The 15,887-nt window shown below is 64.7% G+C and carries 13 protein-coding genes; 10 read left to right on the forward strand and 3 right to left on the reverse strand.

Going from position 1 to position 15,887, the window contains the following annotated elements:
* Positions 1–40: 40 nt before the first annotated feature.
* Positions 41–391 (reverse strand): hypothetical protein, encoded by a 351-nt coding sequence (locus tag E3T27_RS10060; RefSeq protein WP_134572525.1) that lies wholly within the window; start codon positions 389–391, stop codon positions 41–43.
* A gap of 278 nt (positions 392–669) precedes the next feature.
* On the opposite strand from E3T27_RS10060, the gene E3T27_RS10065 reads away from it, so the two are divergent.
* The 3 genes from E3T27_RS10065 to E3T27_RS10075 are packed head-to-tail and all read left to right on the forward strand — an operon-like array spanning position 670 to position 2,743.
* Complete coding sequence (locus E3T27_RS10065) at positions 670–1,767, forward strand: type I restriction endonuclease (protein WP_104198147.1); 1,098 nt, start codon at positions 670–672, stop codon at positions 1,765–1,767.
* A gap of 39 nt (positions 1,768–1,806) precedes the next feature.
* The gene (locus tag E3T27_RS10070) at positions 1,807–2,289 is read left to right on the forward strand and encodes a hypothetical protein (RefSeq protein ID WP_134572527.1); all 483 of its coding nucleotides are present in this window, start codon (positions 1,807–1,809) and stop codon (positions 2,287–2,289) included.
* Positions 2,290–2,305: 16 nt separating this feature from the next.
* Positions 2,306–2,743 (forward strand): hypothetical protein, encoded by a 438-nt coding sequence (locus E3T27_RS10075; RefSeq protein WP_104198149.1) that lies wholly within the window; start codon positions 2,306–2,308, stop codon positions 2,741–2,743.
* Here E3T27_RS10075 and E3T27_RS10080 read toward each other — a convergent pair.
* A complete protein-coding gene (locus E3T27_RS10080) occupies positions 2,740–3,012 on the reverse strand; it encodes a DUF2277 domain-containing protein (RefSeq protein ID WP_104198150.1) in 273 nt (90 codons plus the stop codon). The genes E3T27_RS10075 and E3T27_RS10080 overlap by 4 nt on opposite strands.
* Positions 3,013–3,097: 85 nt before the next feature.
* Here E3T27_RS10080 and E3T27_RS10085 point away from each other — a divergent pair, with 85 nt between their 5' ends.
* The 4 genes from E3T27_RS10085 to E3T27_RS10095 are packed head-to-tail and all read left to right on the forward strand — an operon-like array spanning position 3,098 to position 6,390.
* Positions 3,098–3,310, forward strand: coding sequence for a hypothetical protein (locus E3T27_RS10085; protein ID WP_134572531.1), 213 nt, complete (start codon positions 3,098–3,100; stop codon positions 3,308–3,310).
* Complete coding sequence (gene hutU, locus E3T27_RS10090) at positions 3,261–4,925, forward strand: urocanate hydratase (protein WP_134572533.1); 1,665 nt, start codon at positions 3,261–3,263, stop codon at positions 4,923–4,925. Before E3T27_RS10085 ends, hutU begins: the two co-directional genes overlap by 50 nt.
* Before the next feature lie 2 nt (positions 4,926–4,927).
* Complete coding sequence (locus tag E3T27_RS17185) at positions 4,928–5,050, forward strand: hypothetical protein (RefSeq protein ID WP_255408782.1); 123 nt, start codon at positions 4,928–4,930, stop codon at positions 5,048–5,050.
* Positions 5,047–6,390 (forward strand): formimidoylglutamate deiminase, encoded by a 1,344-nt coding sequence (locus E3T27_RS10095; protein WP_134572535.1) that lies wholly within the window; start codon positions 5,047–5,049, stop codon positions 6,388–6,390. The genes E3T27_RS17185 and E3T27_RS10095 overlap by 4 nt, the downstream gene beginning before the upstream one ends.
* On the opposite strand, the gene E3T27_RS10100 is transcribed toward E3T27_RS10095, so the two are convergent.
* The gene (locus E3T27_RS10100) at positions 6,381–6,809 is read right to left on the reverse strand and encodes an ISAzo13-like element transposase-related protein (protein ID WP_166786174.1); all 429 of its coding nucleotides are present in this window, start codon (positions 6,807–6,809) and stop codon (positions 6,381–6,383) included. The two genes, E3T27_RS10095 and E3T27_RS10100, sit on opposite strands and share 10 nt — an antisense overlap.
* Before the next feature lie 348 nt (positions 6,810–7,157).
* Here E3T27_RS10100 and E3T27_RS10105 point away from each other — a divergent pair, with 348 nt between their 5' ends.
* From E3T27_RS10105 to E3T27_RS10115, 3 genes are all read left to right on the forward strand, one after another.
* The gene (locus E3T27_RS10105) at positions 7,158–12,224 is read left to right on the forward strand and encodes a multicopper oxidase domain-containing protein (protein WP_134572539.1); all 5,067 of its coding nucleotides are present in this window, start codon (positions 7,158–7,160) and stop codon (positions 12,222–12,224) included.
* A gap of 307 nt (positions 12,225–12,531) precedes the next feature.
* Positions 12,532–13,713 (forward strand): imidazolonepropionase, encoded by a 1,182-nt coding sequence (gene hutI / locus E3T27_RS10110; protein WP_134572541.1) that lies wholly within the window; start codon positions 12,532–12,534, stop codon positions 13,711–13,713.
* Positions 13,714–13,757: 44 nt separating this feature from the next.
* Positions 13,758–15,884: a S9 family peptidase gene (locus E3T27_RS10115; RefSeq protein ID WP_134572543.1), complete on the forward strand. Its 2,127-nt coding sequence runs from the start codon at positions 13,758–13,760 to the stop codon at positions 15,882–15,884.
* Positions 15,885–15,887: the final 3 nt, after the last annotated feature.

The following is a 15,887-nucleotide window of genomic DNA, read 5'->3' on the forward strand; positions in this document are numbered from 1 at the left end:
ACGCGCTTCATCCGACCCGACAAGGCTTCACCGCGCCGGATCACAGTCGGGAGTGCTCGCGCAGCCAATCCATCGCGACCGCGCAGGCATCCAGAACGGCGATGTGCCCGTCTCGAGGCCGCAGCCACAACTCCGCCTCTGGCGTGTTCTGCAGCAGCCAGGTAGCGTGCGCGGGCGGTACCACACGATCCCGACCACCCTGCGCGTACAGCACGGGGGTCACGATGTCGGCAACGCTGAAACCCCACGGCAGAACGAAGGCCAGGTCGTCATCGACGAGACCCTCGGTTCCGGCGGCGGAAGCGAGGCCGACATCACTTTCGGTCGATCCGCCGTAACTTGCCCTCCCGTAAGCCAACAGACGGATGCCCCGTGCGGCGGTCGCCGCCATGACCCGCCCAGACCCGCCCAGAACGAGTCGATCATACGCTGGAGTGTGAGCGTCGACGCTGTCGGGCTCTCCCCGTCTGAGTCCGTCGATCAGAACGTGCGAAAGAATTGTGTGACCAGATTAGGACGCTCGGGCACCGCATCCGTATTCCACGGGCAACTTAGCCACGATTCAGGAAGGAGAGGATCGCGCCCCGCTGCACCAAATCCCACCGAAGCTCAACTGATTTAGGTCGAGCCGATAAGCTCGGAGGTAGAAAATCACACATCGGGGGAACTATGGAATTTGCAGAACTAATAGGGGCATTGGCTCTCAAAGTACGAAACCAGCGCGGAGCAATTCAGACTGAAGAAGCTACCAAAAACGCTTTTATCATGCCCTTCATCTCGACCATCTTGGGCTACGACGTTTTCAATCCGTTGGAAGTCGTCCCCGAATTCACCGCCGATGTCGGCGTGAAAAAGGGCGAAAAGGTCGACTACGCGATTATGCGCGACGGCGAAGTCCAGATCCTTGTCGAATGTAAGAAGTCCACGGAAGCGTTGAAGATTGAACACGCCTCACAGTTGTTCCGCTACTTCGCAGTCACCAACGCGCGTATCGCCGTTCTCACAAATGGCGAGATTTACCAGTTTTACACGGACTTAGACGCGCCCAACCGTATGGATGAAAAGCCGTTTTTGGTTCTGGATTTGATGGACATCGACGAAACGCTGATTCCGGAACTGAGGAAACTGACCAAGGACGTTTTTGACCTCGACTCGATCATTAACTCGGCAGAGGAGCTCAAGTACATCGGTCAAATAAAGCGCACTATCGCGGCTCAGTTTACGGAGCCTGAAGACGACTGGATTCGATTTTTCACGACACGAGTTTACGACGGTGCTTTTACGCAAAAGATCCGTGAGCAATTTACGTCCCTGGTGGCAAAATCGACAAAGCAGTTCCTGAACGATCAGGTTAACGACCGATTGAAAACAGCGCTGGGCGGTTCGAATTTTTCGGGTGCAGCGTCAGAAGTGCGCGGCGAAGTCATTAACAGCCACGACATAGTTGAGATCGATCTCGCCCGAGACACCGAGATCGAGACGACTCTTGAAGAACTAGAGGGGTATCAAATCGTCAAAGCGATTGCCTGCAGCGAAGTAAAGCCACAGCGAGTGATGCATAGAGATTCAAAATCCTATTTCGCAGTGCTTCTCGATGACAACAATCGCAAGCCGGTGGCGCGACTTCATTTTAATGGACGGAAGCAGAAGTACCTTGGAGTCTTCGACGCCGACAAGGTCGAGACTCGCCACCCTATCGACACCCTTGACGAGATATACCTCTTCGCGAAGGACATTCGCGAAACGATTAAGAGCTACCAGAACTAAATAATTTGACGCCATGCCAGGCGCCAGAGGGTGGGAGCCATGATGATTCACCGGTACTGGCGCATCCTGCTTGTCGCGCCGGTAATCGGGTTTCTGCTGGGGGCAGGTGTGTTCGGGGTGATAGCCCTCGGCGGTAATCCCTATATACGAACCGGCCAGAGCGCCGGGGGTGTCGTTGCGGCGATTCTGGCCTACGGCGCCGTCGGTCTCGTGGTGAGCGGCGCCGCGCTGATCGGCGGCTTCGTTCTGGTCGGCTGCCTCGACCGGCACCTCACGACATCATCGGGCACTCGCACGGTACTGGCCGCTCTCGGTGCGGCCGGCGGCGTGCTGACTGTGGGGATTGTGCTGGGCACGATTGGAAACGGCGGTTGGTCCTACCTGCTGGTCATTATCAGCCTGGTCGTCGCTACCGTGGCGGGCAGCGTGGCTGCGATTCTGGTTTACCGGGCCGAGCGACGCGAGCGCACCCGGCCAGGTCGAGTCGCGCATCCGCTGCCCAGTGCCTGGGTGGACTTCTAGACCGTAGGGTGGGCACATGGTAATTCGGCGCTATTGGCGCATCGCGGTGTTTGCACCGTTCGTGGGGTTTCTGCTCGCGGCGGGCGTGGCGGTCGTGATGACCGACGCCGGTAGTGGAGAAACCGAATTTCGGTTCTGGTTCGTCGTGCGTTCCATGGCGAACTACGGCGTGATTGGCTTCGTCATCGGGGCGGTCGCACTGTTGGGCGGGCTCGCCGCAATAGCGATTGCCGATCGGCACCTGACGAAATCGCGGCGCCTGCGCGTCACAGTGGCCGCATTCGGCGCGATGGGCGGTGTGGTGTTGCTGTCCGCGGCGATCGCGGCTGTGCTATCGGTGCTGGACGACGGACTGTATGCCGGCATCACCATAGCGTTCGGCCTGGCGTTCGGTGCGGCGGCCAGCGTCGTGGCGGCCGTCATGGTGCTCTATGCGGAAAGGCTGAGCCGCTAAGCCGCAGCGAACCGCTTCTGGGAACGCGCCTTGGCCTTTTTCGCCTCGATCTCCCGGTTTTTGGGTGGTGCGGCGCTCACGAGGTCTTCGAGCAGGTGCTGGGAGATGTGAGTGATCTCGTGCACTGCGCGGTCGAAGGCTTCTTGATTGGCCTTCGACGGGTGCGCCGACCCGCTGATCTTGCGCACGTATTGCAGCGCGGCCGCGTGCACTTCGTCGTCGGTCGCGGCGGGTTCAAAGTTGCTCAGGACGTGAATGTTTCGGCACATGCCGTCAGGGTAATCAAGGCGTGCGCACCCTTCAAGACCCGGGCGTAGGATGCTCCTGCTTCGCCGGCTTCGACAGGAGACGTCCATGTCAGCAACCACGGCCAACCTGATCGCGCGACTGCGCGCTGCCGGTTGTGTCTTCGCCGAGGAGGAGGACCAGCTGCTGCTCTCGGTCCAGCAGTCGTCGGCCGAGCTCAACGCCATGGTCGACCATCGCGTCGGCGGATTTGTTATCGAAGGAGATGCCCATGACAGTCCCTCACACCGCACGCCCCGTTCGCGCCGCCCGCGGCACTGAATTGACCGCGAAAAGCTGGCAGACCGAGGGACCGCTGCGCATGCTCATGAACAACCTCGACCCGGACGTTGCCGAGCGCCCCGACGACCTCGTGGTCTACGGCGGTACGGGCAAGGCCGCCCGCAATTGGGAATGCTTCGACGCGATCGTGCGCACGCTTGAAACGCTGGAAAAAGACGAAACCCTGCTCGTCCAGTCGGGCAAACCGGTCGGCGTCTTTCGCACCCACGAGTGGGCGCCGCGCGTACTCATCGCCAACTCCAATCTCGTCGGCGACTGGGCTACCTGGCCCGAGTTTCGCCGCCTCGAGCACCTCGGGCTGACCATGTACGGGCAGATGACCGCCGGATCCTGGATCTATATCGGGACCCAGGGCATCCTGCAGGGCACCTACGAGACCTTCGGTGCCGTCGCTACCAAAAAATTCAACGGCACCCTGGCCGGCACCCTGACCCTGACCGGCGGGGCCGGCGGCATGGGCGGCGCACAGCCGCTCGCCGTCACCATGAATGACGGTGTCGTGCTCATCGTCGACGTCGACCCGGCCCGGCTGCAACGCCGCGTCGACCACGGCTATCTCGACGAGATGACCGACGATATCGACGAGGCGATCGCCCGGGTGCTCGCAGCCAGGACCGAACGCCGGGCCCTGTCGGTGGGCCTGGTCGGCAATGCCGCGACCGTATTCACGGAGCTGCTGGCCCGCCGGGTACCCATTGACATCGTCACCGACCAGACCAGCGCGCACGACCCGCTCTCCTACCTGCCCGAGGGCGTCACGGTCGACCAATGGCACAGCTACGCGGCCGAGAAACCGGACGAGTTCACCACGCGTGCCCGCGCCACGATGGCCAAGCAGGTGCAGGCCATGGTCGAATTTCAGGATGCCGGCGCTGAGGTCTTCGACTACGGCAACTCCATTCGCGCCGAGGCGCAGCTCGGCGGCTGCGGGCGAGCTTTCGATTTTCCCGGGTTTGTGCCCGCCTACATTCGTCCGCTGTTCGCCGAGGGTAAAGGTCCGTTCCGCTGGGTGGCGCTCTCGGGCGACCCGGCCGATATCCTCGCCACCGACAGAGCCATTCTCGAACTGTTTCCCAACAACGCCGGGCTGCACCGCTGGATCACCAAAGCCCAGGAAAAGGTGGCGTTCGAAGGCCTGCCGGCGCGCATTTGCTGGCTCGGTTACCAGGAACGACACCGCGCCGGGCTGAAGTTCAACGAGATGGTCGCCTCCGGTGAACTCAGCGCGCCGATCGTGATCGGCCGCGACCACCTCGACTCCGGCTCGGTCGCCTCGCCCTATCGCGAAACGGAAGATATGAAGGACGGCTCCGACGCGATCGCCGACTGGCCGCTGTTGAACGCACTGCTGAACACCGCTTCCGGCGCGACCTGGGTATCCATTCACCACGGCGGTGGCGTGGGAATGGGCCGCAGCATCCATGCCGGGCAGGTGATCGTCGCCGACGGTACCGCGCTGGCCGCCGAGAAGATCGAGCGGGTGCTCACCAACGACCCGGGCACCGGGGTCATGCGTCACGTCGATGCCGGCTACGAGCGGGCCGAAGAGGTGGCCCGCGAGCGCGGCCTGCGCGTGCCCATGTGGGAAGAGTAAAAATGCCCCAGCAGCCTGCTGAACAAAACGGATGCTCCACCAGCCTCACCGAGGAATTCGCCGCAGCCGCGGACCGCGTGGCCGGAATCGACGCCCGTGAACAACTCGTGCGGGATCTGCGGTGACCGCGTTCTGGTGCGAATCCTTGCTGATCGACGGGGTCCACATCGCAGGGATGCGGCTCGAAGTCGACCCGGCCGGTCGCATCACGCGCGTTCAGGTTGAGCCTGCGAAGGCGGCGGACATCCGCTTGCGAACGGTTGTGCCGGGGTTCGGTAATGCCCACTCGCACGCATTTCATCGGGCCTTGCGGGGCCAGACCCACGGGGATGGCGGTGATTTCTGGCTTTGGCGCGAGCGGATGTACCGGGTCGCCGCCCAGCTCGACCCGTCGAACTACCAGGCGCTGGCTACCGCGGTGTTTGCGGAGATGCTCGTGAGCGGGTACACGGCCGTCGGGGAGTTCCACTACGTGCATCACCGCGCGGACGGGGCACCGTATGAGCCAGCGCACGCTATGGAACTGGCGCTTGCGGCGGCGGCGCGGGCCGTGGGCATCCGTTTGGTGCTACTCGACACGCTCTATTTGACGGGCGGCATCGGTCGGGAACTGGCACCGGAGCAACGCGCGTTCAGCGACGGAAGTGCCGCCGGGTGGCTGGCCCGCTGGCAGTCGCTGCGCGCGCAGCTCGCGGGCGACGACCTGGTGACCCTCGGGGCGGCTCTGCACTCGGTGCGGGCCGTCACGCCCGACGCGATGCGAGAGGTGCTCGCAGGGCTGCCACGAGAGGTCGCCCTACATATCCATCTCTCGGAGCAGCCGCTGGAGAACAGGGACTGCCTGGCCGCCTACGGCCTGACCCCGACCGGCCTACTCGAGTCGGTCGGGGCACTCGCGCCACGCCTGAGTGTCGTGCACGCTACGCACCTCAGCGACACCGACCGGGCCCTGCTCGGTGACGCCGGCGTGACCGTGGTGATGTGCCCGACCACCGAGGCCGACCTCGGCGACGGCGTCGGCCCGGCGCACGCCCTCGCCACGGCCGGTTCGCCGATTGCGCTCGGCTCCGATCAAAACGCGGTCATCGACCCATTCCTGGAGATGCGCGGCCTCGAAATGGGTGAACGACTCGTCTCGAAGCAGCGCGGACGTTTCGCCCCCGCCGCTTTGTTGGCAGCCGCGTCGACCGCCGGCTATGCCGCCCTTGGACTCGGACGCCACCGGCTGCAACCGGGTGATCTATGCGATCTTGTCGAGATCAGCACGACCGGGGTGCGCACGGTCGGCTCCCTTGCCGGGCAACTGCCGCTGACCGCCACGGCCTCCGATGTACTGCGCGTTTTCGTGGGCGGACGACTGGTAGCCGAGTGTGGCCAGCTGATCGGCGGCGAGCGGCCGGCAGCACTGATGACCGACGCGCTCGCTAGGGCCTGTAAATCAACAACACGCGTAGTTCAGGGTTGATCTGCTGGGCTTACGGTGTAGTTCCAGTCGCCGTGGAAGCCATGTTTGGTGAGGTGTTGGGTTTCCAGGTCTGCCATCTCGCGGTCGGTGATCTTGATGCTTTTGGGGTAGATCGTGTCGTCGAGTCTGGCTGTGACGGTTAGGCCTGTACGGGTAGTGGTACCGGCAATGAGGTTGACGATGACTTCGTGGCTGGTTAGCGGCTGGCCGGCCGCTAGGTACTCTTCGACCGCGGCGTTGGTGTGGGCGAACTGGGGATCCCGGTCCGGGTGACGGCCACCCTCGATGGTCTTGGCGTTGCCCTGCAGGCTGAAACTCTCCTCCCGCAGCAGGCCCGCCACGGTCGGCGCGGACACCCCGTGACCCTGCTCGGCCAGCTCGTCGGCCCGGTGGCACAGACTCTTCGATCTCCACGGCAACCGGATTCACGCCGCGAAGGCGGGACCGTCATGAGATCTCAAGAGTCGACGTCACCAGCGCCCCAGGGCAGTCCCGTGGCGACCTTGAGCATTGTGCGCCTGTCGACCTTGGTGGCCCGTTGTCGGGTGACAGCGGGGACCTCGATCGCGCACTACTGCCACACCGCGCGGAAGCCGGGTCTTGACTCCCGGATGACCATTTCTAGCTCAAGGTTTTCTCAAGGTCGGCCGAGCAAGGTTGCCCCGTGGATCACCACACCCGTGACCAAGCCACTCCGCCCTGATTTGTTCCAGCTCAGAGGTTCGGCTTGACCTCAGCACACCATCAATGCCGTTACAGGGAGACCGATGAACATTTCTATGAGAGCTCGCGTCGGCATGGGGGTGGTGCTCGCTTATGGCGGCACGGCCTGGCTCCACGGGCTTCACGCAGCCTCTGCCCAGCAAGACTGGAGTTCGGGCACCTCAGCGGTGCACTTCCTTCGGGACGGGACATTGTCGCTTGTGCTAGTGGTCCCGGCCGTCCTGGTCGTGTTCGCGATGATCGCTCGCCTGCGGCCGGCATCTCGGATGATCTCCTTGGCTCGCGCCACGGTCGCGGTCGTCGGTGTCACCACGGCTGTGTTCATGTCAGGTGCGATCGGCCACACGCTGATCTTCCCCTCCGAGCATGCCTCCGCCGCCCAGGCGGTTTCCTCAGCTGTCGCACCGGCTGCCCAGGCAGCTCCTGGCGCCAGTGTCGCACTTGGTGCCGTCCCGCCACCTGGCGCGCCAGGCGCCCCGGTCGCTGCCGCGACCAAGCCCGGGTTCCACCCGCACCAGCCCTCGGCGGCATGGTTGGCCAAGACGGGCCAAGCCAATGGCTCCGCCAAAGCCGCTGCCGACCCGCACGCTGCCCACAACGGCGCCGCTGAGGCCCCTTCCGCTGCCGCCGCCGCTGCCGACCCGCACGCTGCGCACAACGGCGGCGCCTCTTCCGCTGGCACTACTGGCGCAGCGGTAGCCGAATCGGCCACGGGCGGCCACATGGAGTCGACCTCGGGTGCTGCACTCTTCGAGCACGGAGCCATCGAGGCCGCTCGCGTGTTCCCGGTGCTTCTGCTCCTCGCCCTGGCAGGCCTCGTCCTGGGCATGCGCCGAAGCGATGACGTGACCGGTGGGTATGCCCCGAAGCCGATACGGCGTACCCGCTCTGTCGTGGCCCCGACGCCGACACGGCGTGCCCGGCCTGTCGTGGCCCCGACGCCACGCCGCTCTCGCCTGGTTATCGCCGTGGCGGCGGGCGGTGTTGTCGTGATGACGACTTCCGCTCTGATGGGTTCCTCGTCGGCGACAGCTGTCATTGGCGATCCGATCACCCCGGCCAACGGGGTCTGCCCGGCCGGTGCCCGCGCTATTGAGTACGACCTGGCCGCCTTCCAGGTGACCATCCCTCTCAACGGCTGGGGCGACAAGCTGCCCAACGGCCTGATGTATGCCCTCAAGAACGCCGATGCAAGGGTAAACAAGGAAAAAATCCTTGCCAACCCCAACCTCACCCAGCCGCTCGTCGTGCGCGCCAACGTCGGTGACTGCGTGTCCGTCAAGGTACGCAACGACATCGCGGGCCGGCGAATCGGCCTGTCCACCCAGGGCCTCGTTCAAGCGGACGTGAAGACTTCCGACGGCGCGCGGGTGGGCCTAAACCCGGACACGACCATCTCCACGGGCACCGAGCGCACCTACACCTGGTACGCCGACCGGGAGGGCGAGGCGCCGCTGTACGACAACGCCAACCTCGACCCGAACGACCCGAAGCACACCACCGTCCAGAACGGCCTGTACGGCGCGGTCGTCGTGCACCCGAAGGACTCGACCTGGCACAATCAGATCACCGGGGCCGATCTGCTCACGGGCGGGCGCGCCGTCGAGTCCCAGCTGTTCGCCGACATCCGGGCAGGCGAGGCCTCGACCCGTTCGGCCGTCATGATCTTCCTCGACGAGAACGAGGGCGTCCTGGACCGGGACGGGAAAGAAGCGACCTTCCCGACGACCGGGCTGAGGGACTCGACCTTCGGCATCAACTACCGCTCGGAGCCGCTGCGCAACCGGCTGCGGGCCATCCTCGAGCACCGTGGGACCGTCACTCCGGAGAACCCGGGTGGCGTGGCCAAGACCATCACGCTCCCCAACGGCAAGACCTATGCCCCAACTGACAACTTCTGCAACGGCTACGTGCCCGAGCTCGGCAAGGTCGTCGACGACCCCGGCGCCAAGTGCATGGGCGAGGAGTCCCACCTGCAGTCGTGGGTCTTCGGCGACGAGGGCAAGCTGACCCGAACCGTCGACGGCGTGAAGGTGACCGATTCGGACAACCTGATCCCGAAGGGGTACGTCGGTGACCCGCTGAAGTTCCACGTCGTCCACCCGGGCGCCAAGGAGACCCACCCATGGCACCAGCACACTCAGCGCTGGAACGCCGACCCGAATAACCCGAAGTCACCGCTTAACGACGTCCAGTCGTTTGGCCCACATGAGGCTCGGGAGCTGAAGATCGAGGGAGGTGCCGGCGGTACCCAGCGCACGGTCGGTGACACGATCTTCCACTGCCACCTCTACCCGCACTTCGCCCAGGGTTTCTGGGGCCACCTGCGCATCTTCGACAAGTTGCGCGACGGCACGGCACAGTATGCCGACGGCACGCCCCTGGAGGCACTGCAGGAGCTGCCGAACCGGGCAGGCGCCACGGCGGCCCCGACCGCAGCACAGCCCGGTTTTCCACTGTTCGTCAAGGGTGACGTCGGCCAGCGTGCCTACCGGCCGCCGAACGCGGTGGTCAAGGACACCTTCGCTGCTATTCGTCGCCCCGGCGATGCCCCCCGTGGCCCGACCGCGCTTGAGGCCGCAGGGATGCCTGCTCTTGACCCGGACAAGCCCGGCAACGGCTACATCGACCCGTGTCCGACAACTGCACCAACACGGGTCTACCGGCCACACGTCATCGACACCCCAATCACCTACAACTCCGCGGGCTGGAAGGACAAGCAGGGAAGGGTCTACGTGGAGGAATCCGATGCGGTCGCTGTGCGGACAGGACAGAAGGCACCCGAGCCGTACACCATCCGGTCCAGGGTTGGTGAGTGCGTTCAGCTGTTCACCACCAATGACCTGCACCTCGACGAGAATCCCGACGTCCCCCTCGACCACGTGAACCGCCTCGACGGTGATTACATGGCCACCGAGGAGACGTCCGAGGTCTCGACACACGTGCACCTGGTCAAGTTCGACCAGGTTGCCTCCGACGGCACCAGCGTGGGCTGGAACTACAGTTCCTCGGCGATGCCTGGCCAGACCTACGGCTATCGGTGGTTCGTGGACACAGCCTTGCGGACGACCTTCTTCCACGACCACCAGTACGCCAACCTGCACCAGCAGAAGGGCCTCTATGCCGCGATGAACGTCGAGCCCGCTGACGCCACGTGGCACGATCCGAAGACTGGTGCTGCGACGAACGGGGTCGGCCCCATGGCCGATATCCGCTCAGCCAGCGGCCCGGACTTCCGGGAGATGACCATCTTCTACTCCGACCGAACGCCCATGTGGAAGGACAACGGCACTGGTCCACCGATCAATCCACCTTCGGCACCGGACAACTACGGCCAGGACCAGGGCGGCTACTCGATCAACTACAAGAACGCCCCGTTCCAGATCCGGACGAAACCTGGGGTTCACGGCGCTAAGGGCGACCCCGCGTACACCTACTCATCTGCGGTCAACGGCGATCCCGATACGCCGCTCCTGAGGGCGTACTCGAAGGACCCTGTGGTCATCCGCAACGTGGCTGGCTCCCACGAGGAGATGCACGAGTTCAACCTTCACGGTCACCGTTGGCTGAATGAGCCGGACAATCCCCTGTCTCGGACGGTCGACACCCAGACCCTCTCGCTCGCGGAGTACTTCAACTACGAGTTGCAGGGCTCGCAGGTGGTCAAGACCAACCCCGGTGCTGCAGCAACAGTCGCCAAAGCCTCGAACAGCGTCGCCAACGGCACCCCGTCGATCCTGCAGGACGGCGCCGGTTCCCCCGGTGACTACCTGTATGGCTCCCCGTTGCTTGAGGACCAGTGGATGGGGATGTGGGGTCTGTTCCGGGTCCCCAAGAATGCGGTCCCCGACCTCCAGCCGCTGCCCGACCGGGCAGCTCCTGGAAGTGGCGACGCGTGGCCAGCCCTGAAGCCCGGTGACGCGCTCAAGGTTGCTCCAACAGGATCACTGGGTTCGGTCACCCCGTGCCCGACAGGGTCAAGGGCGGTCGCTGTCAACGTGTCGGCCATCGCCAAGGACATCGTGTATAACGCGAAGTCAGGTGACCACGACCCGTACGGCACGATGTTCGTGCGAAGCGAGGATGTGACCAAGGTTCGCACGGGTGCCATGAAGACTGAGCCCCTGGTGATCCGAGCGAATGTGGGTGACTGCGTCACGGTGACGCTCAAGAACGAGCTGCCGCGGACGCCCGCAGCGCACACCGGTGACCTACCGTTGCCTGCGGACGTGACGAACTTCCCACGTTCCAACCGGGTGTCCATGCACCCAAACCTGTTGACCTACAACGTCATTGACTCCGACGGGGCGACGGTCGGGTACAACTACGACCAGACCGTCGCGCCAGGAATTACGACAAAGTACACGTGGTATGTCCATGCCGCGGTCGAGGACGGCGCAGCGAACCTGCTCGACTTCGCTGACCGGCGTGGGAGTCGCCACCACGGATCCTACGGGTCGCTGTTGATCGAGCCAAAGGGCTCGACATACGTCAACCCCAACTCCGGGGTTGCGATCACCTCGGGCGCACAGGCCAACGTCACCTACACCGACTCCGCCGGCGTCAAACGCAGCTTCCGCGAGGCTGTGCTCAACTGGGTCGACGGTCTGATCCTGCGAGACAAGGCCGGGGCCATCCTCCCCTACCCAGCGGAGGGCGAACCCAGCGACCAGGGGCACCGGGGCATCAACTACACGACCGAGCGTTTCGCCCCTCGCCTGGCGAAGGACCCAGAGGTGGCCAACGTCATGTCGTCGGTGGTGCACGGCGACCCGGCCACACCGCTCGTGCGGGCCTATGTCGGAGACGAGACGCACCTGCGGCTCGTATCGGGTGGTGACCGCGACCGGCCACACACCTTCAGCCTGAACGGGCACGGGTGGCGCTACCAGCCAAGCGACCCGAACGCGATGATCAAGACAGCTGAGGGCGGTCTGCTCACAGGCAACGCCTTCAACTACAACCTGCTCGGTGGGGCCGGTGGACGCCAGAAGCTTCCCGGGGACTACCTCTACCGGGACGGCGGTCTGGAGAACCAGGTCAACCAGGGCCTGTGGGGCATCTTCAGAGTGGAGGGCTCGCCCAAGGCGGACCTCAAGCCTCTCCAGTAGTCCATCCATTGTGAGAACAGCGTGAGAACGTGAGCCGGCGGCACCTCGGGTGCCGCCGGCTCACGCGCGTTGCTGGGCGCGCTGGACCCAGGAGTGCCACCGAGTGCCACCGAGTGGGGCCCGCGGGCCGGATATCCTGAACGTCGTGTCCTCAGAGCGCGCCGCATTCCACGCGCCCAGAAAACAACGCGGCGAACTTGACCGCCAACGACTCTTCGACCTCCACGGCAACCGACGCAGCACAACCATGACACCCAAAACGGCCTACGTCTAAGTTATTTACTTACGCGCTCGTTAGGCTCGAAAGATGACTGCGGCCGAGCCTGACGGTACCGAGCTTGTGACGGGTATCGGTGAGCTGACCACCCACGACGAATCGGGCGAACGACGCCGCGATGCCGCCCTCGTGATCGGCGCGGGTCGCATTCTCTGGATCGGCGCCGCGGCGAAGGCTCCCGCGGCCGATCGTCGAACGGATGTCGACGGCCGCGCGGTTCTGCCCGGCTGGGTCGACACGCATACCCATCTCGTGTTCGGCGGCGACCGTTCGGCGGAGTTCGAGGCCCGCATGGCCGGCGACCCCTATGCCGCGGGCGGCATCAACACGACCGTCGCCGCCACGCGGGCCGCGACCGAGGAACAGCTCGTGGCAACGGCACGGCGTTTGCGCCACGAGGCCGAAGTGCAGGGCACCACCTTTCTCGAAACAAAGACCGGATACGGGCTCGATGTCGAAAGCGAAACACGTTCGGCGCGCGCTGCCGCCCAGGTGGCCGATATCGTGACCTTTCTCGGCGCCCACATCGTGCCCGTCGGGATAGACCGTCGCATTTACCTCGACCTCGTGACCGGGCCGATGCTCACTGCTGTGCGACCTTATGTGCAGTTCATCGACGCGTTCTGCGAGCAGGGCGCATTCAACGTGGAGGAAACCCGGGAGGTGCTACTGGCCGGCCGGGCTGCCGGCCTGGGAATCCGTGTGCACGGCAACCAGCTCGGCTTCAGCGGTGGCGTGCGACTCGCCGCCGAGCTGGGCGCGGCGAGCGTCGACCACTGCAACTACCTGGAGCCGGCCGACATCGACGCGTTGGCCGCGGGAACGACGGTGGCCACCCTGCTGCCGGCCTGCGACCTGTCAACGCGGCAGCCGTTTCCGCTGGCCCGACGACTGCTCGACGCCGGCGTGACCATCGCCTTGGCGACCAACTGCAATCCGGGGACCTCCTACACAACGTCGATGCCGTTTTGCGTGGCGACGGCCGTGCTGCAAATGGGCCTGACCGTGGGCGAGGCCGTCTGGGCGGCGACGCGCGGTGCGGCCCGGTCGCTCGGCCAAGACCAGGGAGCGGATACCGTCGGCTCCCTGCAGGTCGGCGGTCGCGCCGACCTGCAGGTTCTGAACGCTCCCTCGATTTCGCACCTGGCCTACCGCCCCGGGGTTCCCTTGACCGGCGCCGTCTGGAGGCACGGGCTACGCCGTGGATCCTGAGGACGGCATCCCCCGCGCGCCCGCGCGCAAACTACGCTGGGGGGATGACCTCTGGCCCGAGCACACCTCCCCTGGCATACAAGAAGCCGCAAAATCGCGAACACCACGGCGACGTCTATATCGACGACTACGAGTGGTTGCGCAACAAGGACAGCCCCGAGGTCATCGCCCACCTCGAGTCGGAGAACAGCTACACGGATGCCCGCACCGCCCACCAGGAACCGCTCCGGCAGCAGATTTTCAACGAGATCAAAAACCGCACCCAGGAGACCGACCTGAGTGTTCCGGTGCGCCGGGGAAACTACTGGTACTACACCCGCACGGTCGAGGGCCAGGAGTACGGCATTCACTGTCGCGCGCCCATCAGCAGCCCGATCGACTGGGCCGCTCCCCTCATCAGCGGCAGCGACCAGATCGGCCTGACCGGCGAGCAGATCCTGCTCGATGACAACGTTGAAGCCGAAGGCCACGAGTTCTTTTCGCTCGGCAGCTTCGACCTCAGCGACGACGGCACCCAACTGCTGTACGCCGTCGATGTCGAGGGCGACGAACGCTATACGATCCGGGTACGCGTCATCGCGACCGGCGAGAACCTGCCAGACACTATCCCGAACACGAGCGCCGGCGCCCTGTTCGACCCGAGTGGACGCTACCTTTTTTACACCACCGTCGACGACGCCTGGCGCCCCGACACCGTCTGGCGGCACGAAATCGGCGCCGCACGAACCACTGACACAAGCATCTTTCACGAACCCGATGAACGGTTCTGGGTCGGCATCGGCATCACTCGCAGCCGCAAATTCCTCATGATCGAGGCCGGCTCCAGCGTCACCACCGAATCCTGGCTGCTCGATGCGAGCGACCCCACCGGTGACTTCACCGTGGTCTGGCCCCGGCACGACCACACCGAATACGATGTTGAGCACGCCATCATCAACGGTGAAGACCGCCTGCTGATCGTGCATAACGGCGGCGGCGCGGTCAATTTCGAGCTGGTCAGCGTCGCAGTAGAAGATCCGCGAGGCACCCAGCGGATGCTGCTGCCGCATGACCCACAGATCCGCCTCGAAAGCGTCGACGCGTTCGCTGACTTTTTGGTCGTGGAGTACCGCCGGGACGGCCTCACCCGGATCGCCATCGATCGGCACGACGAGAGCGGACTGACCGAGCTCGACTTCGACGAGCCGTTGTTCGCCGTCGGCTCGGCCGGCAACCCGGAGTGGACGCAGCCGACCATTCGATTCGGCTTCACGAGCTTCGTCACCCCGTCAACGGTGTACGACCTCGTCGTGGCTACCGGCGAGCGCCGCTTGCTCAAGCAGCAGCCGGTGCTCGGCGGTTATGACCCCACGCTGTACGAACAGCGCCGTGAGTGGGCGACCGCCGAAGACGGCACCCAGGTACCCATCTCGCTGGTCTACCGCCGCGACCTCATCCTGCCCGGCACCCCGGCACCGACACTGCTCTACGGCTATGGATCGTACGAGCACAGCATCGACCCCGGATTCGGTATCGCCCGGCTCAGCCTGCTCGACCGCGGCATGATCTTCGCCATCGCGCACGTGCGCGGCGGCGGCGAACTCGGCCGAACCTGGTACGAAACCGGCAAGACCCTGACCAAGCGCAACACCTTCACCGACTTCGTGAGTTGCGCCCGGCACATCATCGACGCGGGCTATACAACCCCCAACCAACTGGTCGCTGAGGGCGGCAGCGCCGGCGGGCTGCTCATGGGCGCCGTGGCGAACCTCGCGCCCGAGCTGTTCGCCGGCATCCTCGCCGAGGTTCCATTCGTCGACGCCCTCACCTCGATTCTCGATCCCTCACTGCCGCTCACCGTGATCGAGTGGGACGAGTGGGGCGATCCCCTGCACGATGCCGAGGTGTACGCCTACATGAAGTCGTACTCCCCGGTCGAGAACGTGCGCGCCGTCGCCTACCCGCATATTCTTGCCGTGACCAGCCTGAACGATACCCGCGTTCTCTACGTCGAGCCGGCGAAATGGGTCGCTAAGCTCCGGGAAGTCGGAGCGGATGCCCTACTCAAGACCGAAATGTCGGCCGGCCACGGCGGCGTCTCCGGTCGCTACAGCGCGTGGCGTGAGCGCGCGTTCAACTACGCCTGGGTGCTGGGCACCGCCGGTCTGAATCCGTCAGAGAGCGACAGCTAGGGG

The organism is Cryobacterium lyxosi (genome assembly GCF_004403345.1).
Lineage (GTDB): Bacteria > Actinomycetota > Actinomycetes > Actinomycetales > Microbacteriaceae > Cryobacterium > Cryobacterium lyxosi.

Excerpts from the sequence above, each read along its gene's own strand:
- E3T27_RS10085 (WP_134572531.1), top strand. The coding sequence starts at position 3,098 with ATGTCAGCAACCACGGCCAACCTGATCGCGCGACTGCGCGCTGCCGGT.
- E3T27_RS10105 (WP_134572539.1), top strand. The coding sequence starts at position 7,158 with ATGAACATTTCTATGAGAGCTCGCGTCGGCATGGGGGTGGTGCTCGCT.
- E3T27_RS17185 (WP_255408782.1), top strand. The coding sequence starts at position 4,928 with ATGCCCCAGCAGCCTGCTGAACAAAACGGATGCTCCACCAGCCTCACC.
- E3T27_RS10065 (WP_104198147.1), top strand. The coding sequence starts at position 670 with ATGGAATTTGCAGAACTAATAGGGGCATTGGCTCTCAAAGTACGAAAC.
- E3T27_RS10060 (WP_134572525.1), bottom strand. The coding sequence starts at position 391 with ATGGCGGCGACCGCCGCACGGGGCATCCGTCTGTTGGCTTACGGGAGG.
- E3T27_RS10075 (WP_104198149.1), top strand. The coding sequence starts at position 2,306 with ATGGTAATTCGGCGCTATTGGCGCATCGCGGTGTTTGCACCGTTCGTG.
- E3T27_RS10080 (WP_104198150.1), bottom strand. The coding sequence starts at position 3,012 with ATGTGCCGAAACATTCACGTCCTGAGCAACTTTGAACCCGCCGCGACC.
- hutI (WP_134572541.1), top strand. The coding sequence starts at position 12,532 with ATGACTGCGGCCGAGCCTGACGGTACCGAGCTTGTGACGGGTATCGGT.
- E3T27_RS10115 (WP_134572543.1), top strand. The coding sequence starts at position 13,758 with ATGACCTCTGGCCCGAGCACACCTCCCCTGGCATACAAGAAGCCGCAA.
- E3T27_RS10070 (WP_134572527.1), top strand. The coding sequence starts at position 1,807 with ATGATGATTCACCGGTACTGGCGCATCCTGCTTGTCGCGCCGGTAATC.
- hutU (WP_134572533.1), top strand. The coding sequence starts at position 3,261 with ATGACAGTCCCTCACACCGCACGCCCCGTTCGCGCCGCCCGCGGCACT.